19 protein-coding genes and 1 tRNA gene are annotated in these 17,027 nt (G+C 63.5%); 8 read left to right on the plus strand and 12 right to left on the minus strand.

The genetic code is table 11. The features are described 5' to 3' along the window. Positions 1 to 202 precede the first annotated feature (202 nt). Positions 203 to 1,366 (plus strand): hypothetical protein, encoded by a 1,164-nt coding sequence (locus tag EN862_RS08620; protein ID WP_127863685.1) that lies wholly within the window; start codon positions 203 to 205, stop codon positions 1,364 to 1,366. A gap of 3 nt (positions 1,367 to 1,369) precedes the next feature. Here the strand turns inward: EN862_RS08620 and EN862_RS08625 are convergent, their stop codons facing one another. The 4 genes from EN862_RS08625 to EN862_RS08640 all read right to left on the minus strand — a co-directional run bounded on the left by EN862_RS08625 (position 1,370) and on the right by EN862_RS08640 (position 4,420). Then, positions 1,370 to 1,858, minus strand: coding sequence for an NUDIX hydrolase (locus EN862_RS08625; protein WP_127863686.1), 489 nt, complete (start codon positions 1,856 to 1,858; stop codon positions 1,370 to 1,372). 200 nt (positions 1,859 to 2,058) lie between these two features. Continuing rightward, positions 2,059 to 2,559 (minus strand): xanthine phosphoribosyltransferase, encoded by a 501-nt coding sequence (gene gpt, locus EN862_RS08630; protein WP_127863687.1) that lies wholly within the window; start codon positions 2,557 to 2,559, stop codon positions 2,059 to 2,061. A 201-nt stretch (positions 2,560 to 2,760) separates the two neighbouring features. After that, positions 2,761 to 3,594 (minus strand): universal stress protein, encoded by an 834-nt coding sequence (locus EN862_RS08635; RefSeq protein WP_127863688.1) that lies wholly within the window; start codon positions 3,592 to 3,594, stop codon positions 2,761 to 2,763. Between the two features lie 85 nt (positions 3,595 to 3,679). Further along, positions 3,680 to 4,420: a competence/damage-inducible protein A gene (locus EN862_RS08640; protein ID WP_127863689.1), complete on the minus strand. Its 741-nt coding sequence runs from the start codon at positions 4,418 to 4,420 to the stop codon at positions 3,680 to 3,682. Between the two features lie 130 nt (positions 4,421 to 4,550). Here EN862_RS08640 and EN862_RS08645 point away from each other — a divergent pair, with 130 nt between their 5' ends. Continuing rightward, positions 4,551 to 5,525, plus strand: a complete 975-nt coding sequence (locus EN862_RS08645) for an alpha/beta fold hydrolase (protein ID WP_127863690.1) — start codon at positions 4,551 to 4,553, stop codon at positions 5,523 to 5,525. 182 nt (positions 5,526 to 5,707) lie between these two features. Then, positions 5,708 to 5,986 (plus strand): hypothetical protein, encoded by a 279-nt coding sequence (locus tag EN862_RS08650; RefSeq protein ID WP_127863691.1) that lies wholly within the window; start codon positions 5,708 to 5,710, stop codon positions 5,984 to 5,986. Positions 5,987 to 6,153: 167 nt separating this feature from the next. Here the strand turns inward: EN862_RS08650 and EN862_RS08655 are convergent, their stop codons facing one another. The 3 genes from EN862_RS08655 to EN862_RS08665 all read right to left on the minus strand — a co-directional run bounded on the left by EN862_RS08655 (position 6,154) and on the right by EN862_RS08665 (position 8,022). Next, positions 6,154 to 6,393 (minus strand): DUF2188 domain-containing protein, encoded by a 240-nt coding sequence (locus EN862_RS08655; protein WP_042644408.1) that lies wholly within the window; start codon positions 6,391 to 6,393, stop codon positions 6,154 to 6,156. Between the two features lie 82 nt (positions 6,394 to 6,475). Then, positions 6,476 to 6,754 (minus strand): DUF982 domain-containing protein, encoded by a 279-nt coding sequence (locus EN862_RS08660; RefSeq protein ID WP_127863692.1) that lies wholly within the window; start codon positions 6,752 to 6,754, stop codon positions 6,476 to 6,478. A gap of 164 nt (positions 6,755 to 6,918) precedes the next feature. Further along, the gene (locus tag EN862_RS08665) at positions 6,919 to 8,022 is read right to left on the minus strand and encodes an NADH:flavin oxidoreductase/NADH oxidase (protein ID WP_127863693.1); all 1,104 of its coding nucleotides are present in this window, start codon (positions 8,020 to 8,022) and stop codon (positions 6,919 to 6,921) included. A gap of 213 nt (positions 8,023 to 8,235) precedes the next feature. Between EN862_RS08665 and EN862_RS08670 the strand changes: the two genes are divergently transcribed. Continuing rightward, a complete protein-coding gene (locus EN862_RS08670; protein WP_127863694.1) occupies positions 8,236 to 8,814 on the plus strand; it encodes an NUDIX domain-containing protein in 579 nt (192 codons plus the stop codon). A 95-nt stretch (positions 8,815 to 8,909) separates the two neighbouring features. On the opposite strand, the gene EN862_RS08675 is transcribed toward EN862_RS08670, so the two are convergent. Continuing rightward, a tRNA-Leu gene (locus EN862_RS08675) sits at positions 8,910 to 8,995 on the minus strand. Between the two features lie 231 nt (positions 8,996 to 9,226). Between EN862_RS08675 and EN862_RS08680 the strand changes: the two genes are divergently transcribed. Continuing rightward, a complete protein-coding gene (locus EN862_RS08680) occupies positions 9,227 to 9,403 on the plus strand; it encodes a hypothetical protein (protein WP_245519526.1) in 177 nt (58 codons plus the stop codon). 263 nt (positions 9,404 to 9,666) lie between these two features. Here the strand turns inward: EN862_RS08680 and EN862_RS08685 are convergent, their stop codons facing one another. Then, positions 9,667 to 10,323 (minus strand): outer membrane protein, encoded by a 657-nt coding sequence (locus tag EN862_RS08685; protein ID WP_127863696.1) that lies wholly within the window; start codon positions 10,321 to 10,323, stop codon positions 9,667 to 9,669. 159 nt (positions 10,324 to 10,482) lie between these two features. Between EN862_RS08685 and ade the strand changes: the two genes are divergently transcribed. Then, positions 10,483 to 12,300 (plus strand): adenine deaminase, encoded by a 1,818-nt coding sequence (gene ade, locus EN862_RS08690; RefSeq protein WP_127863697.1) that lies wholly within the window; start codon positions 10,483 to 10,485, stop codon positions 12,298 to 12,300. 12 nt (positions 12,301 to 12,312) lie between these two features. On the opposite strand, the gene EN862_RS08695 is transcribed toward ade, so the two are convergent. Together EN862_RS08695 and EN862_RS08700 are read right to left on the minus strand one after the other, a co-directional pair. Then, complete coding sequence (locus EN862_RS08695; RefSeq protein ID WP_127863698.1) at positions 12,313 to 13,479, minus strand: alpha/beta hydrolase; 1,167 nt, start codon at positions 13,477 to 13,479, stop codon at positions 12,313 to 12,315. Between the two features lie 105 nt (positions 13,480 to 13,584). Further along, positions 13,585 to 14,661 carry an alpha/beta hydrolase gene (locus tag EN862_RS08700; RefSeq protein WP_127863699.1) on the minus strand — a complete coding sequence of 359 codons (1,077 nt, stop codon included), beginning with the start codon at positions 14,659 to 14,661 and terminating at the stop codon, positions 13,585 to 13,587. Between the two features lie 232 nt (positions 14,662 to 14,893). Between EN862_RS08700 and ilvA the strand changes: the two genes are divergently transcribed. Next, positions 14,894 to 16,150 carry a threonine ammonia-lyase IlvA gene (ilvA, locus tag EN862_RS08705; protein WP_127863700.1) on the plus strand — a complete coding sequence of 419 codons (1,257 nt, stop codon included), beginning with the start codon at positions 14,894 to 14,896 and terminating at the stop codon, positions 16,148 to 16,150. Continuing rightward, positions 16,147 to 16,707, plus strand: a complete 561-nt coding sequence (locus EN862_RS08710) for a DUF1697 domain-containing protein (RefSeq protein ID WP_127863701.1) — start codon at positions 16,147 to 16,149, stop codon at positions 16,705 to 16,707. Before ilvA ends, EN862_RS08710 begins: the two co-directional genes overlap by 4 nt. Positions 16,708 to 16,717: 10 nt before the next feature. Here the strand turns inward: EN862_RS08710 and EN862_RS08715 are convergent, their stop codons facing one another. Further along, complete coding sequence (locus tag EN862_RS08715; RefSeq protein WP_127863702.1) at positions 16,718 to 17,005, minus strand: DUF2218 domain-containing protein; 288 nt, start codon at positions 17,003 to 17,005, stop codon at positions 16,718 to 16,720. Between the last annotated feature and the right edge of the window lie 22 nt (positions 17,006 to 17,027).

Genomic DNA, 17,027 nt, shown 5'->3' on the forward strand with positions numbered 1-17,027 from the left:
ATATGGGCTTAAATTTTTAGAAGGTTGTATTTTAGATATTATGTATGTTCAGGGATTTACGTAATTGTCTTGATGTATTTACAGAAAAGAAAATCGAGCGTGGCAGAAAAAGACCTCTTGGACATTTTCACAGGAAGCCGACCGGATGGAGATTTCTTTGGGAAGAACGGCAGCCCATAGCGCTTTCGTATAGGCATTCGCGATGAATCCTGTTTCCGCAAAAGCGGGCCTAGCCAAGGTGGCTGGGCCATCGGCGCTGGAGTCCCATGGCTCGGTACGGCCGCTTGCCGCTGAAGATCTCGAGCGCGTCGCCGCACTCTTCCTGACGAAGTTCCGTCGTCGCCGCCTTCGCGATCACGCCGTCGCGCAGACGGCGGACTATATGGGAAAGCTTTATCTTGACGGCGGTGAGAACAAGGCCCTTGTCCAGATAAACCCGCAGGGCGGCCTGGGCGGGTTCATGGGCGTTCTGAAGGCCCGCTATGAGCTCAATGGAACGGCATTGAATGCGGCCATCATCGGTCCCTTCATGACCGATTCCAGCACCGATCACGGTTGGGCCGGACCGCAATTGCTGCGTGCCCTGCATCAGGGCGAGTTCGATCTATATCTGACTGATTCGGCCAACCGGACATCCTTGGCCTTCGCGCGTCCGATGAAGTATCAGCTCTTGCCGGTGCACTGTCTGGAATGGACCTGTGTTTTTCAGCCGGGCGCCATGGCCGCCGCCTTGCTGCAGCGTAAATGGCCCGGGCTGGCTCGGCTGGCGCTCGGCCCCTGTGCGCGAGCGTTCGATGCTCTCGCGGGAAGACGGCTCGAGCCCCCGGTCCAGCCTTCATCGTCGCGACGGATCCACCATGAGCGGATCGATGCCGCGCAGTTTGCGGAGCGGCTGCCGGCACTGATGTCCGATTTTGCTCTTCGACCGAGCTGGAAGGATGGCGAACTGCCGCGGCTGCTCGCGCTGGCGGCCGAAAAGCAGGCCGACGGGCCACTTCATTTCGGCGGGACTTATGACGAAGCAGGCAAGATGGTCGGTTGTCATGCCTTCTACGGGCAGGCTGGCGGCATCGCGAACCTGTTGCAGATCCAGGCGCCCGGACCCCACTGGGGCGCGACGCTGGACGGCCTTATCGCGGCTGCGCGGGAGATGGGCTGCGTGGGCATAACCGGCCAGACACAAGCCAGGTTCCTGCCGCACCTCTTCGGCTACAACCGTCTCTTCTTCCGCTATGCCGGCGGCACGATGGTACGCTCTCGCATCGCCGAGGTCGCGGAAGCGGTGCGCTCCGGCGACATCTTTATCGGCGGATTGATGGGCGACCGCTGGACCCGACTGAGTTCCGATGATTTCGGTCGCGTCTGACGATCAGACGAAGGTGTGCGGCGCGGCGCAAAAACCGGCAATGATCTGGCAAAGGTCCGGCTCGTTGATCATTTCGACCGCCTCGGTCGCGCCAACCCATTTGCGCGTCCGTGCGCGCTTCTCTTTCCAGCGGTCGGCGATGCGGTCGACATGCAGCGGAAAGACCAGGACTTCGCAGGGCACTTCCTCGCCGGAGGCGAGGACCTTGGCATAGAAATAACGGCCGGCTTCAAGATGCGAGACGGTGCCGCGCAAGCCGGCTTCCTCGCCTGCTTCACGGGCGGCGGCCTCGCAAAGCGGTTCCCTGGCCTCCGGCCAGCCCTTCGGCAGAACCCAACGCCCGGTGTCGCGGCTGGTGATCAGCATGATCTCGACGCCATCTTCGCCTTCACGCCAGGGCAGGGCGGCAACCTGCAGGCGGCACGGCGCCTTGCCGAAGAGTCGCCGGACTCTTTCGGCCATCTGGTTGTGCGTTGTCGGCCTCGTCAACATCGGAAGAAAGCTGCCCCCAGCCTCCAGAATCGTTTGCCACCTTACGAATCTTACGGCGAATTATGGGCTTTAAAAGTAAAAAACTTCACTCCGTGGGAAAATGCCGCCAGAAAAGGTCAATCTCACAAAGTAGACGCGCTCATTGGTTCGACTACACGCCGCTCCTTTGAGGCAGATCCTCTGGAAAATATGACGGCCGTTCAGCCGACATGATCGTCCGCGATCGGCTTCTGGTAAGTGAAGCCCATGTCCCACGGAAAGTAGATCCAGGTGTCCTGGCTGACCTCGGTGACGAATGTGTCAACCAGAGGACGGCCCTTCGGCTTGGCATAGACGGTCGCGAAATGCGCCTTCGGCATCATGGCGCGCACGATGCCGGCCGTCTTGCCGGTATCGGTCAGGTCGTCGATGATCAGCACGCCGGCCCCGTCATCGGCGAGCAGCGGCGGCGAAATCTCCTTCAGGACCTGCAGCTGACCCTGGCTGCTATAGTCATGGTAGGAGGCGACGCATACCGTCTCGATGATGCGGATGCCGAGCTCGCGCGCAATGATGGCCGCCGGCACCAGGCCGCCGCGGGTGATGCAGACGATCGCTTTCCATTGTCCCTTGCTGGCGCCGGAAAGCCGCCAGGAAAGCGCACGGGCGTCGCGGTGGAACTGGTCCCAAGAGACGGGAAAGGCTTTTTCGGGAAGGGACATGGTTCGCGCACTCCGCAAGGCGCGCCGTGGCGCGCAGAAACACTGGAATGCAGGCGGAATTAGCCGGAAAGCGCCAGGCTTGGCAAGAGCAGGGCCGGCGACGGCTGTGGACTCGGGCACCGCGCTCAACCGGATTCAAGCGACGCCCGTCAGACTTGCAAAGGTGTTGCCCTGAAGCTGGCTCCCGCTTTCGAGGGATGCTCAACGCGATAGGAAAGCCGCCACATTCGTCGTGCGCAGCACCGTGCGGGTAACGCCGCCGAACAGAAGCTGGCGCAGCCAGGAGTGACTGTAGGCGCCGAGCACCAGAAGGTCGGCGCCGGATTCGGCGATCCTGGCCTGAATCATGTCATCGACCGAAGTGCCGCCGGATTTCTGCACGCAGACGCTGACATTGGCGCCGTGACGCGACAAGGCCGCTGCGATCTCGGCGCCGGCCGCTTCCGGAGATTCATCCAGCGTCTCGGGCGGGTCGATGACGAGAATGTCCGTCTTGTCGGCCTCGGCGATGAAAGGCAGGGCATCGAAGGCTGCGCGAGCGGCCTCCTTGCTGCCATTCCAGGCGAGCAGCACGCGTCTGAAGGTGGTGATCAGAGGCCCGGCATGGGGCACGACCAGAACCGGCCGGCCGGCATCATAGACCAGTGTGTCGACATCGGCGCTCGGGTCGCCACCGGTGTCACGCTGCGCGGCGATGATCAGATCGGCGGCGCGCACGCTCGTTATGCCGGTCAGCGCGCTGTCGCCGGAGAAGCTTTCCAGGCTTCGCCATTCGAAGGACAGGCCGGATTCCTCAACCCGCTTCAGGAAATAGGCCTGCAGCTTGCCGGCGCGTTCCTTGTTCATCTCGGCCGAGACCTGGAGGAATTCGGTGTCCGGGAAGCCGGTGGCCGACGTGTAGGGAACGGGCAACGACTCGGCATGGATGCCGACGAGATGGCTCTCGAACCTTTCGGCAAGCGGAAGGGCGCAATCGAGAACGCGCTCGGCGTCTTGCTCGTTCTGCAAAATGGCGACGATTGTCTTGAAGCGCATGATCGTTCCCTCAATTGCTTGCGCTACGTGCGTGCGCGGCAAGGGAACGCCTCAGCGCGTTGACTGGTTCCAGCCTAACGCCGGGTCAGCCTGCCCTGGCCAAGCCCGCCACCATCGCCTCGACATCCTTGCGCGCGGCCTCGAGCGCTTCCTCGCTGCGGGCGCGGACGACGAGCTCGGTCCAGAACTTGCCGTCGCCATATTTGGGATAAGAGCCGATGATGGTGTCGGGATGCGCCTTCTGGATCTCGGCCAGCGGCCCGCCGATCAGGCCTTCGCCAAACGGGCAATGCACCGTGGCCGACAGCATCTTCGTGCCGGCCTTGAGCGTCGGCACGACATTGTCGAGCATGGCCTGGAAGATCGACGGCACGCCGGCCATGACATGGACATTGCCGATGCGGAAACCCGGCGCGACGGAGACGGGATTGTCGATAAGGTCGGCGCCGCGCGGCATGCGCGCCATGCGCTTGCGCGCTTCGGTGAATTCGATGCCACGCCCGGCATAGCTTGCCTCGAGCAGGGCGTAGGCCTTGGCGTCGTATTCGCAGGGCACGCCGAAAGCCTTGGCGATGGAATCGGCGGTGATGTCGTCATGCGTGGGGCCGATGCCGCCGGTGGTGAAGACGTAGGCATAACGGGCGCGCACGGCATTCACCGCCGCAACGATCTCGTCTTCCTCGTCGGGGACGATGCGCACTTCCTTCAGGTCGATGCCGATCGCCGTCATGATGTCGGCGAGATGGCCGATATTCTTGTCCTTGGTGCGGCCGGAGAGGATTTCGTCGCCGATGACGAGCATGGCGGCGGTGACGATTTCAGGCATGGCGGACTCCGGCGCGAAAGCTCGCCTGAGATAACGCGGCCTGAGGCCGTCCGCAATGCGAAAGCCGGATGCGCGCTTGTGGCGGCGGCCGTTGCGGATATGGTGCGGTCGGTCGGGGGCGGATGAAACCATGCTGATATTGATCGTCCTGTGGCTGCTCGCGGGCTTGCTCGCCGCGGCCGCGCTTGTCCTGCTCGTCCTGATGCTCGCGACATGGCGGATCGCGGCGAGGGCCGAAAGGCTGGTGCCGGCTTGCGGAAAATTCGTCGAGATCGACGGCAACCGCATCCATTACGTGGAAGAAGGCGAGGGCAGGCCGATCGTTCTTCTGCATGGGTTGGGCGCCCAACTCCACCATTTCCGCCATACGCTGTTCGGACGCTTCGGCGCCGGCTACCGCCTGATCGCGCTCGACCGGCCGGGCTCGGGCTATTCGGTTCGGGAGAGCGGCGCGACCGGCCGGCTGCCAGAACAGGCGCACGTCGTGCGGCGCTTCATCGAGGAACTGCGGCTGGAACGACCTCTGATCGTCGGCCATTCGCTGGGCGGCGCCGTCGCACTTGCGCTGGCGACCGAGCATCCGACGGCGATTTCCGGCATCGCGCTGCTGTCGCCGCTGACGCATCTGGAAGCGAGGACACGTCAGCGGTTCGACCTGCTCTATATTCCATCGCCGCTGCTGCGCCGGGTCCTGGCCTATACGGCGGCGATACCACTCAGCCTGCGTTACGCGCAGCCGACGCTGAGGTTCATCTTCGCACCGCAAGTGGTTCCCGCGGACTACATGGTCGCCGGCGGGGGATGGCTCGGCTTGCGCCCGTCCCACTATTTCGCGACGTCCACCGACTTCGTGGCGGTCGAGCAGGATCTTGATCGCATCGAAAAGCGCTATGGCGAAATAGCGATGCCGACCGGCATTCTGTTCGGCAGCGCCGACCGCGTCATTGGCGAAGCTGTCCATGGCGAACCGATGCTGGACAAGATCCAGGGACTCGACTTCGAGCGGGTCGAAGGTCTCGGCCACATGCCGCAATTTGTGGAAGCCGAACGGGTCGTCGCGTTCATCCAACGTATCGCCGCACGCGCCTTCGCGGGCGTGAATTGAGTTTTCGCCGCAATTGCGCGCATCAGTCGGTGTTGAGCCTCTGACGCCTCACAGAACCGTCACATAAACGTGTCGACCGCCGCGATTCATCGTGATCTCCCCGCTGGAACCTTTGCCTGCAACCCCGGGTTTCAGCCACGTCGCCGGTCAAATCTTCGGCGACCAACAGAATGGAGACTCCAATGCTTAGGAAAATCATAGCAGCCTCGGCGCTCGTATTGGCCCTGAGTGGCGCGGCGATGGCGCAGTCGTCCGACGACTGGTCGTGGTGGCACAGCGGCAATTCGGCCTCGAGCGAGCGGCCGATCGACCGGACCACCACGGGCAGCATCGCGGGTGGTGACGCTTCCGGCCTCAATACGCTCGGCAATCCCGGCCCCGTGGGACCGTGCGCGTCGAGCACGCCCGGACCGGACGCCAATGCCAGCGGTAACGTCAACGACCAGTACTGCGGCAAATAAGCCTTGAGCGGTTCAGCGTTTGATGGAATCGCTGGCCCGCCCCAACTCTTTGTTTCTACGCAATTCGGACGGAAAACCGCTACGCGCTTTTCCTGGAATTGCTCTGGCACCCCGCCAGCGGCCGGCATGAAGGCTCGGGCATCGTCGGCCGCGGGCGCGGGTAAAACTCAGTCCGATACTTCGGTCTGCGGCCGGTCGCGGCCGTCGGCAAGCTCATCGTGCCACTTTCCTTCGGCATCCTCATACTGGATGCCGTCGGTGGTTCCGGCGACCTGCTGCTCGGACGAGGCGATCTCGGCGGCGCGCAGCGCCTCCTGGTGGGTGCGGAAAGTCTCGGAAAACGTCGAGCCGACCTTGTAGGCCCAGCCGCCATCATGCTCGACGATCTTGTAAGTCAGCTTCGCCATGAAATCCTCCGGTTAAGAAGCGTGCTAGTACGTTTCTACGCAATTCCGGACGGAAAACCGATCACACTTTTCCTGGAATTGCTCAGTGCAGCTTTCCGTCGAGCAGCCTGTCCTCGGGAACCAGCACATCCGATTCCCTGGCCGCCTCGATAAGGGCGCGACGTGCGTCCGCTGGCGAACGATACCCTTCCAGCGCTTTGAGGCAAGTGTCGAGAGCATCACGATGGCGCTCGCCGCGATTGAGCGGCCAAACGGTCATCAGGCACTCGGCGGCCCCGCGGGTGCTGCTTATCTGGCGATATTTGCCGACATGGCCGAGCTCGACCACCACCGGCTTCTCAAAAGGTTTGCTGTCTATCATGGCCGCCAACGTAAAGCGGCCAAATTGGTTGCAGTTGTGGCGAGGATCCTGCGCCCAAACGTCTCAGGCCCCCGCTGATTTCCGGTTTCGTTTTGACGCAATTCCGGACGGAAGACCACGGCGAAGTCGCCGAGCCTAACCGCGCGCACTTTCCTGGAATTGCTCTAGCCGGCAGCCTTCATCCAATGCCGCATCGTCGTCACCGAACGTGCCAGCTGGGGCGCGGGATGGATCTCCTCGCCGAACGCCGCCGCCGCGCGCCAGCCCCAGCGCGGGTCGGCGAGGAAGGCGCGCGCCAGCGCCACCATGTCGGCGCGACCATCGGCGACGATCGCCTCGGCCTGGCTCGGATCGTCGATCAGCCCCACGGCGCGCGTCGGAATGCCGGCGCCGTTGCGCACGGCTTCCGCCAGATGCACCTGGTAGCCGGGGCCGGGCGGCACCTGCTGCAGGGGTGAATTGCCGCCGCTGGAGCAGCAGATATAGGCGATGCCCTCGGCCTTCAGCGCCTTGACCACCTCGATCGCGTCCTCGATGTCAAAACCGCCGTCGACCCATTCCTTCACCGAGAGGCGCGCGCCCAGCATTATGGACGGAGCGGCCTTCCTGACCGCCCTGGCGATTTCGACCGCAAAGCGCATGCGGTTTTCGAGTGACCCGCCCCAGCGGTCGGTCCGCTGGTTGGAGAGCGGCGAGAGGAACTGGAAGATCAGATAGCCATGCGCGGCGTGCAGTTCGGCAAAGTCGAAGCCGGCGCGTTCGGCGCGCACCGCCGACTGCGCAAAACGCGCGATGAGCTCAAGAATCTCCTCATCCTCCAGCGCGTGCGGCACATTCCAGCCCGTGTCATAGGCGATGGCCGAGGCAGAAACCGTCTGCCAGGGATCTTCGCCGGGCTGCAGCGGACCGCCGCCTTCCCAGGGTCGGCGGTTGGAGGCCTTGCGGCCGGCATGGGCAAGCTGGACGCCGAACTTCGTGCCGGGCGCGGCGACGCGCCTGGCGGCGTCGAGCGTGCGCTTGGCGGCCGCCTCATTGTCGTCCGAATAGAGGCCAAGACAGCCATGTGTGATGCGCCCGCGCCGCTCGACATCGGTCATCTCGACGGTGACCATGCCGGCGCCCGACATTGCCAGGTTCATCCAGTGATGGAGATGCCAGTCGCTAGCCGAGCCGTCCTCGGCCGAATACTGGCACATGGGGGCGACCGCGATGCGATTGGGGAAGGTGAGGTCGCCGAGGGTGATCGGCTGGAAAAGCGATGACGTCATGAAGCGGGCTCCTGGGAAGATACCGCTATCTAGGCAGTCGCGGTGCTTCGCGCCAGACACGAGCCGGTGAAACTGCCGCTGGACCAGTCGGTTTCCAGGATTGCGCGGGTCATCTTTCGCCGCTCTATTCTTTTGACGCAATTTCGGACGGAAAACCGCTTCACACTTTTCCTGAAATTGCTCTATCCCTTTGCGGCCAATACGGAGGTCGTCATGGAAGATCGCGTTCGCATCCGTTCGGAAGAGGTCCTTTCGGACGACTGGGCGGTGCTGAAGAAGACGGTGCTCGACTATCGCCGCCGCGACGGGCAATGGGAGACGCAGATCCGGCAGACCTACGATCGCGGCGACGGCGCGGTGATCCTGCCGTTCGATCCGCAACGCTCGACCGTGCTCCTGGTGCGGCAGTTCCGCTTCCCGGCTTACGCCGTGGGTCACCGCGAGCCGCTGATCGAGGCCTGCGCCGGGCTGCTCGACGAAAACGACCCTGAAACCGCCATCCGCAAGGAAGCGGAAGAGGAACTGGGTTACCGGTTGAAGGACATCGAGCGGCTGTTCTCGCCGTTCATGAGCCCGGGCAGCGTGACGGAGCGGCTGTGGTTCTTCACCGCGCGCTATTCGCCGGCCGACCGCATTTCCGACGGCGGCGGCGCGCCGGAGGAAGGCGAGGACATCGAGGTTCTGGAAATACCACTGGACGAGGCGCTGGCCGCCATCGCCGACGGCCGCATCGTCGACGCCAAGACAATCATCCTGCTCCAGCACCTGAAGCTCAACCCGATGAAGGTTTGAGCCTGTCTTCGGCTACGATGTTTCGGCGTTGGGGGCCTGCCACCCGAAGCTCCTCTCTTCAGCAAGGCTCGGAGGACTCGTCGAAGAGCGAAGGTTGGTGCGGACGACGGGAATCGAACCCGTACGATCAGAGATCGAGGGATTTTAAGTCCCTTGCGTCTACCAATTCCGCCACGTCCGCAGGCGTGCCCTTTTCAGATGCCTGACATGGGCCGTCAAGCGATGTTTCGGATCGTCCGCAGTTTGCGTGGGTGATCCGCCGCATAGATTTAACATTAGTGATGTTTAAAATGCCGGGTTCCGCAAACCGATCTCATTAGCCTTTGTCTGCGAGCATGGGGCCGGCTTTGGTGCTGGAACCATGCGTGGGGCAGGTTGGATCAGAGGGCTGCGGGAGGCGGAGGCGCGTCAGTTGCGCAGCGAGATCGATCGGCTCGAGCGGGGGCTGATCGAGGCAGCCAATTCGAAGGCAAGATGTAACCTGCACGAGGTTGGGCATACGCTGCGCTGGCAAAAAGCGCGACTTCGGCTGCTGGAGGAGTGCCTGGCCGCGATGCCGGCGGGAAGGCCGGCATCGAACCGATCCTGACCAACCGGCTGCAGCCTCGTCGGCGAAGCGTATCCGCCATGTTCGGTTCAGGCGGGGCAGGTAATTGGAAAGTGGCGCGATCGCGGAATTACGGTCTGCTGCGAGAACGCTCATGTTTGCCATACGGCGGATCGATCCGCCGAGGCCGGCGTCTATCAGGCCGTAGCCATTCCCCCGCCCCCTGCGGGCGCCGGCCATTTGATTTTCAAGAGCCTGATTTCAAGAGGCAATAAGAGACGGAGCCGCCACGACGGCGGCAAGCCTCAGAATTTATAGCTGAAATTCACGCCGAGCGTCTGCAGCTTCACGTCCTGGTCGCGTTCCGTGAAGGTGTCCGAAGCGTCGAAATGCTCCTTGCCGAAATCGTAGTAGCGGTATTGCGCGCCGACGACGACATTGTTGGTCAAGGCGTAGTCGACGCCGGCGCCGAGCGTCCAGCCGGTGCTGGTGCGGGTTCGGGCAAAAGTCGTGCCTGCCGCCTGCGAGTTCTCGATGCCGGCGAAAGCGATGCCGCCGATGCCATAGAGCAGCACGCGATCAGCGGCGTAGCCGGCCTTGGCATCGATCGATCCGAACCATTTGACGTCCGTGCCGAACGTGCCTGCCGGGCCGGCATCGGCAGTGCCGTCGATCGAGGCGTAGTTGAGGTCGGCCTCGGCGCCGATCACGGCCTGGTCGAACTGCCAGAGCCCCGCTACATGGCCGCCGACAAAACCGCCGTCGATGTCGGGCTTGACCGAACCGCCATCGACGGTGATGTCGGACCGGCCCCAGCCATAGCCGGCCTGCATGCCGGCATAATAGCCGGTCCAGTCGAAGCCAGGCGCGGTCATCGGCAGATCAGCGCCTAGATCCGCCGCCCAGGCAGACCCGGACAGCAGGGCAAGAAAGCCGGCACTGGCGAGCGTCAGTCGACGCATCGAGCACTCCGAAATGGCGGTTCCGAAAGACTCCTTGGGAAAGACTAGCCCCTTTCGCCGCTGAACGGAATTGCATCTCTGCAACAGTGGTTTACGACCTGACGCTCTGGCTCCACGCGCCGACATTTGCCAAAGTGGCTTATGCAAGAGGACTCGCCCATGACCAACGCCAAGCCGACCAGCGCCGCAAAGCCAAAGCCGTGGACGGAGGTCGCGACACATCTGGTCGATGTCGCGATGGGCCGAAAACCCGCGGATCTGGTCATCCGGAACGGCCGGTGGGTGAATGTCCATTCGGGCGAGATCATCCCCGGCACCGACATCGCGATCGCCGCCGGCCGCTTTGCCTATTGCGGGCCGAACGCCGGGCACGCCATCGGGGCGGGGACCAAGGTCGTCGATGCCGGCGGGCGCTATCTGGTGCCTGGCCTCTGCGACGCGCATATGCATGTCGAAAGCGGCATGGTGACGGTAACGGAGTTCTGCCGCGCGGTGATCCCGCATGGCACCACCTCGATGTTCATCGATCCGCACGAGATCGCCAATGTGCTTGGACTGCCGGGCGTGCGGCTCATGCATGACGAGGCGGTCGCGATGCCGGTCAACGTGCATGTGCAGATGCCGTCCTGCGTGCCGTCGGCGCCGGGGCTAGAGCACGCCGGCGCCGAGTTGACGGTCGCCGACGTGGCCGAGGCCATGACCTGGGAAAACATCATCGGGCTCGGCGAGGTGATGAATTTCCCCGGCGTCGCCGCCAACAATCCGGTGATGTCGGGCGAGATCGCCGAGACAGTCAAGGCCGGCAAGACGGTGGGCGGGCACTATGCATCGCCCGATCTCGGCCTGCCGTTCCACGGCTATGTCGCGGGAGGCGCGGAGGACGACCATGAAGGCACGCGCGCCGAGGACGCGATCGCGCGTGTGCGCCAGGGCATGAAGGCGATGCTGCGGCTTGGTTCGGCCTGGTACGACGTCGCGGCACAGATCAAGGCGGTGACCGAAGGCGGCATCGACCCGCGCAACTTCATCCTGTGCACCGACGACAGCCATTCCGGCACGCTGGTGCATGAAGGCCATATGGACCGGGTGGTGCGGCATGCCATCCAACAGGGCCTGAAGCCGGTGACCGCGATCCAGATGGCGACGCTCAACACCGCGCAGCATTTCCGGCTGGAGCGCGATATCGGCTCTATCGCGCCGGGGCGACTGGCCGACCTGCTGATCGTTTCAGACCTTGCCCAGATGGCCATAGACGAGGTCTATGGCCGCGGCGTCAAGCTGGCGAAGGCCGGCAAGCTCGAGATCGACATCCCCGCCTATGACTATCCGCAATCCGCGAAGAACACGGTCAAGCTCGGCAAGAAGCTCGCGGCGAAGGATTTCGACATTGCGGCGCCGCAGGGCGCCAACGAGGTGCGGGCGCGGGTGATCGGCGTGATCGAGAACCAGGCGCCGACGCGGGCGCTGGAGGCCGATCTGCCCGTCGAGGACGGGTTGGTCGCCATGGATCGGCGCAACGACATCTGCCAGATCGCCCTGGTCGAGCGCCATCGCGGCACGGGCGGCGTCACCAACGCCTTCGTCTCCGGTTTCGGCTATGTGGAAGACTGCGCGATGGCATCGAGCGTGGCGCATGACGCGCACCACATCATCGTCGTCGGCACCAACAAGGAAGACATGGCTTTGGCCGTCAACCGGCTGGGCGAGGTGGGCGGCGGCGTGGTGCTCTATTCCAAGGGCAAGGAACTGGCGCTGGTCGAGATGCCGATCGCCGGCCTGATGTCGGACGAACGCGCCGAGATCGTCGCGGCGAAAGCCGAGCAATTGACAGAGGCCATGTGCAAGGTCGGCTGCTCGCTCAACAACGCCTATATGCAGCACTCGCTGCTGGCGCTGGTCGTCATCCCGGAGCTCAGGATCTCGGATGTCGGCCTGGTCGACGTGAGGACCTTCCAGAAGGTCGACCTCTTTGTCTGAGCGGGAGCGGCGCTATTCGCCGCCGGTGGCTATGGTCAGCACTTTGAACGGCGTGGTGATGACCACCTCGGCCACCGATCCCACGGCTTTGCCGAGGCCTTGGCCGATATTGTCCAACCCGGCTCCCTGCGGTTCGCCCGCTCGCAGCGCTGCCGGCGTGCGCAGCCGGTCGCCGAGCAATTGCACCAGGATCGGGTTATCGGCGAATTTGGCATGGTTCAGGCCGCCGTCGCCGCCCTTGGTCTTGGTAAGGTCGGCCACGACCACCCCGTAGCTCGCGAGGTCGGCGGCGTTGCCGTAGTCGCCGACGCGCGGCTTGTCGCCGGAAATGAAGCTCGACAGCTTGAGCGCGCGGTCGTCGCCCGAAAGCAGGATGGCGAAGGGCTTGTCCGGCTTGCCATATCGGATCATCTGCTTCTTGAAGACATCGACGTCGATGTCGGGCGAGGCGAGGATGACATAGCCGAGCTTGCCGCCGAGGTCGCGGTCGCCGGTGATGGCGAGCTGGCGCAGCGCTTCCATCGTCAGCCAGGTTCCCATCGAATGAGCAATGATGTCGATGCTCTTGATCCGTGTCCTGGCCAGCATTCTAAGCGTCGCCTCGAGGTCGTCGCGCGCGGCGTTGGCGCTGTCCTTGTCGTAGATATAGCCGGTCGCCTTGGCGCTCGATGCCCATGAGAACAACACCGGGGTGCCTGGATATTTGGTGTCATGCGCTATCTGCGTGATGCGATAGATGCCGTCGTCGAAACCATTGTTGAAGCCGTGCACGAAGATCAAAGCGCGGTCGCCTCGCATGGAGATGTCGGCGCCGACCGCCTTGGCGAATTGCTGCGCGTCGCCATAGTGGACGACATCGGTGGCGGTGAACTGCTTGGCGGGATTACTGTCGGCCGAGCCCTTGGCGCGCTCGATCGCGCCGACCTGGTGGATCTTCGGCACGGTGACGTCGACGCGGGCGTAGCTGGTGGTCAGCGATCGGTCGCCGTCGAACACCTGGCGGGGGTCCTTCGTCGCCTGCTGGCGGGTGGTGGCGACGAAGATCTCATGCGTGGCGGCAATGTCGGAGGCCGGCGCCGCAACCGCCTTGCGGTTGAGAAGGTCGTGCGTGGGACCGGCGCAGCCGGCGAGGGCGAGCGCGAAGGCAAGGCCGACAACGATCTTCACATGCACAGTCACCCGGGGTCCCCCAAGGGCGGCAAAGCTCTCCATTACTCCGATAAAGGCAGAGAGCGGCCGGGTCCAGTTCAAAGTCTATGCAACGCAGAAACTGCGCGGTTGGGACTACTGCGCCGCCAGTTGGCGGATGCGGTCGGTGACGTCGCGATCGCTGGCAAATCCATCGTCCTCGCGAAGCCGCTGTCCGATCATCTGCACCATCATCGGGTTGTCGGCGAATTTGGTGTGATTGAAGCTGTCGCCGCCCTTCATTTTGGAAAGGTCAACCACCGTGACGCCATAGGAGGCGAGGTCGGCGGCGTCCCGATAGTCGCCGACGCGCGGCCGCGAGCCGGCGATCAGGCCGGAAAGCCGCAGCGCCCGGTCGTCATCCGACAGGAGCAGGATGAAGGGCTTGTCCGGCTTGCCGTAGCGGCGCATCTGGCTCTTGAAGACGTCGACATCGATGTCGGGCGAGGCGAGCACGACATCACCGAGCTTGCCGCTCAGATCGCGGTCGCCGGTGATGGCGAGCTGGCGCAGCGTCTCCATCGTCACCCAGGTTCCCATTGAATGGGCGACAATGTCGATGCGCCGGGCACCGGTCTGCGCCAGCATCCTGAGCGTCACTTCCAACTGGTCGCGCGCGGCGGCGGCACTTTCCTTGTCGTAGACATAGTCGGTGGTCTTGGCACCGGAAGCCCAGGAGAACAGCACGGGTGTGCCCGGATAGCCGGAATCATGGACGATCTGGGTGAGCCGGTAGACGGCGTCGTCGAAGCCGGTGTTGTAGCCATGGACGAAGACCATCACACGTCCGCCGCGGGCGTCGATGTCAGCGTTGAGGGCGCTGCTGAATTTCGGCTGCGTATCGTAGCCGACGACTTCCGAGGCCATGAAATACTTGGTCGGGTCGTCCGACTTGCCGCGCGAACGGCGCTCGATCTGGCCGACCTGGTGAACGGGCGGAACGGTGACGCTGACGCGGGCATAGTTCAGCGTCGCGGAGCGTTCGCCGTCGAAGACCTTGTTCGGGTCGTCGGACCGCTTGCGCGTGGTGGCGATGAAGATCGAATGATTGCCCGCGATCTCGGTCGCCTGCGTAGGCACGACGACGCTGCCCAGGATTTCCTGCGTCTGGGGACCCGCGCAGCCCACCGTCAGCAGGGCAAGGGCAATAATGAGAATTGTCTTCAACCGCACGTCGACACTTCCACTGCAATTCCACTTTGGCCGCGATTGGCCGTCCACCTCCGCGGAAATCTCCCGGACAGCCGAAGTGCGGCTAAAGTAAGTCGTGTCCAGCGGAAATTAGCTCAGCGCCGGGCGAGGACCATCGTGGTGTTGCGCGAAAGCCAAAAGGGCGGCAGGAAGGTTTGCCGGCACCGGCAGGATGGTGGCGCGTGCCGGCGAGATCGAAAATGAGGGACTTGTCGTGAACAGCTTTTCCGCCCGCGTCGCTGTGGCCGCCGAAGCGATCCGCGAAATCTTTCCGGAAACGCCGCTCCAGGAGAACGACTATCTGTCGAAGAAGACCGGCGCCCGCATCCTTTTGAAGCGCGAGGACCTGACGCCGGTGCGCTCCTACAAGATCAGGGGCGCCTTCAATTTCTTCCGCAAGGCGCTTGCCGCCGGCAATAATGCCGAGCTGTTCGTCTGCGCCTCGGCCGGCAACCATGCGCAAGGTTTTGCCTTCGTCTGCCGGCATTTCGGAAAAAAGGGCGTCGTGTTCATGCCGGTGACGACGCCGCAGCAGAAGATCGACAAGACGCGGCTGTTCGGCGGCGATTTCGTCGAGATCAGGCTGGTCGGCGACTTCTTCGACGACTGCTACCGCGCCGCCTTCGAATTCACCGAAAGCGCCGGCGCGCATATGGTGCCGCCCTTCGACCACAAGGACATCATCGAGGGACAGGCGACGGTCGCCTATGAGATTGCGGCCCAGATGCCGGGTGGGCGTGTGCCCGATATCGTCATGCTTCCCGTCGGCGGCGGCGGCCTTGCCGCCGGCGTGACTCATTATTTCGCCGACCAGCATCGCGACCCGCGCTTCGTTTTCTGCGAGCCGGCGGGCGCGCCGAGCCTGCGTGAGAGCCTGGCCAGCGGCAAGCGGGTCAAGCTCGCCAAGGTCGACAATTTCGTCGACGGCGCCGCGGTGGCCGAGATCGGCCGCGAGCCACTGCGCCACCTCAAGGACTTCACCGCCGATGCCGTCCGGCTGGTTCCGGAAAACCGGCTCTGCGCCACGATGATCGAGATGCTCAATGTCGAGGGCGTGGTGCTGGAGCCGGCCGGGGCGCTGGCGATCGATGCGCTGAAGGATTTTTCACGCAAGGAGATCAGGGGCAAGACCATTGTCGCGGTTGTCTCCGGCGGCAATTTCGATTTCGAGCGGCTGCCGGACGTGAAGGAGCGGGCGCTGCGCTTCGAGGGGCTGAAGAAGTATTTCATCATCCGCTTTCCGCAGCGGCCGGGCGCGCTGCGCGATTTCCTCGAAATGCTCGGTCCCGACGACGATATCGCCCGCTTCGAATATCTGAAGAAGTCTGCGCGCAATTTCGGCTCGGTGCTGATCGGCATCGAGACCAAGGACCGGCGCAATTTCGACTTGCTGAAGGCCAATTTCGACGCCGAGGGCGTGCAGTATCAGGATATCACCGACAACGAGACGCTGGCGGGCTTCATCATATGAGCGCAAAACAAGGCACGGTCTTCGTCGCGCTGTTTTCCGGCATCAATGTCGGCGGCAACCGCATCGTCAAGATGGCGGACCTCAAAGCCTTCTTCGAAGGCCTCGGCTTCACCGATGTCGCGACCTATATGCAGAGCGGCAATGTCGTGTTCCGGGCGAAGAATGGGGGTGCGGCGGCGCTGACCAAGGAGATCGAAACGGCCTTCGAGAAGAAATGGGGTTTTCACTCGCGCATCATGGTGCGCGACGCCGGCTGGTTCGAGCGGCTGGTGAAGGACAATCCCTATCCCGAGGTCGCCGGCGAACCGACCAAGCTGCATGCCTATGCGCTGGAGCGGGAACCGACCGCCGAGGAGACGCAGCGGCTCGCCGACAAATGCACCGGCCCCGAGCGTTTCGAGATCAAGGGCGACGTGCTTTATCTTCACGCGCCGGACGGGCTCGGCAAATCGGTCTTCGCCAATCTGATCCCGCGTACCTTGAAGGTGCCGGGCACGGCGCGCAACTGGCGCAGCGTCCTGGCGCTGCTCGATATGGCTGGAAAAGCCGGCGGGTGATCGCCGATTGTCAGGCGGCCTTTTGCCAGTCGAAGCTCAATTCCTCGCGGAAGGCGAAGCGCTTGATATGGTCGGCGACCACTGTCTCCAACCGGTCCAGCGAAGCTTCGTCGTCGGCGGCCAAAGCGATGTGCAGCGCATGATCGTCGGCGTCCATCACGGTGCGGCCGATCGAGAGCTGGATGGCGCCGTGGCGCGGGTCGAACTCAACCGGGAATTTGTGCGACCAGTGCTTGCAAAGCTGCTGCAGGTAGCGGCTGGCATGTTCGGTGGCGACATCGGCGCGGCTGGTCAACATGAAGTTCTCCTGGCGGATGAAG

Origin of the sequence: Mesorhizobium sp. M2E.F.Ca.ET.219.01.1.1, from assembly GCF_004016445.2 — a bacterium.
In the GTDB taxonomy this organism is placed as follows: domain Bacteria; phylum Pseudomonadota; class Alphaproteobacteria; order Rhizobiales; family Rhizobiaceae; genus Mesorhizobium.

What these genes read in the sequence shown, in the direction of transcription:
- EN862_RS08620 (WP_127863685.1), top strand. Translation starts at nt 203, where the DNA reads ATGAATCCTGTTTCCGCAAAAGCGGGCCTAGCCAAGGTGGCTGGGCCA.
- EN862_RS08625 (WP_127863686.1), bottom strand. Translation starts at nt 1,858, where the DNA reads ATGTTGACGAGGCCGACAACGCACAACCAGATGGCCGAAAGAGTCCGG.
- gpt (WP_127863687.1), bottom strand. Translation starts at nt 2,559, where the DNA reads ATGTCCCTTCCCGAAAAAGCCTTTCCCGTCTCTTGGGACCAGTTCCAC.
- EN862_RS08635 (WP_127863688.1), bottom strand. Translation starts at nt 3,594, where the DNA reads ATGCGCTTCAAGACAATCGTCGCCATTTTGCAGAACGAGCAAGACGCC.
- EN862_RS08640 (WP_127863689.1), bottom strand. Translation starts at nt 4,420, where the DNA reads ATGCCTGAAATCGTCACCGCCGCCATGCTCGTCATCGGCGACGAAATC.
- EN862_RS08645 (WP_127863690.1), top strand. Translation starts at nt 4,551, where the DNA reads ATGCTGATATTGATCGTCCTGTGGCTGCTCGCGGGCTTGCTCGCCGCG.
- EN862_RS08650 (WP_127863691.1), top strand. Translation starts at nt 5,708, where the DNA reads ATGCTTAGGAAAATCATAGCAGCCTCGGCGCTCGTATTGGCCCTGAGT.
- EN862_RS08655 (WP_042644408.1), bottom strand. Translation starts at nt 6,393, where the DNA reads ATGGCGAAGCTGACTTACAAGATCGTCGAGCATGATGGCGGCTGGGCC.
- EN862_RS08660 (WP_127863692.1), bottom strand. Translation starts at nt 6,754, where the DNA reads ATGATAGACAGCAAACCTTTTGAGAAGCCGGTGGTGGTCGAGCTCGGC.
- EN862_RS08665 (WP_127863693.1), bottom strand. Translation starts at nt 8,022, where the DNA reads ATGACGTCATCGCTTTTCCAGCCGATCACCCTCGGCGACCTCACCTTC.
- EN862_RS08670 (WP_127863694.1), top strand. Translation starts at nt 8,236, where the DNA reads ATGGAAGATCGCGTTCGCATCCGTTCGGAAGAGGTCCTTTCGGACGAC.
- EN862_RS08685 (WP_127863696.1), bottom strand. Translation starts at nt 10,323, where the DNA reads ATGCGTCGACTGACGCTCGCCAGTGCCGGCTTTCTTGCCCTGCTGTCC.
- ade (WP_127863697.1), top strand. Translation starts at nt 10,483, where the DNA reads ATGACCAACGCCAAGCCGACCAGCGCCGCAAAGCCAAAGCCGTGGACG.
- EN862_RS08710 (WP_127863701.1), top strand. Translation starts at nt 16,147, where the DNA reads ATGAGCGCAAAACAAGGCACGGTCTTCGTCGCGCTGTTTTCCGGCATC.
- EN862_RS08715 (WP_127863702.1), bottom strand. Translation starts at nt 17,005, where the DNA reads ATGTTGACCAGCCGCGCCGATGTCGCCACCGAACATGCCAGCCGCTAC.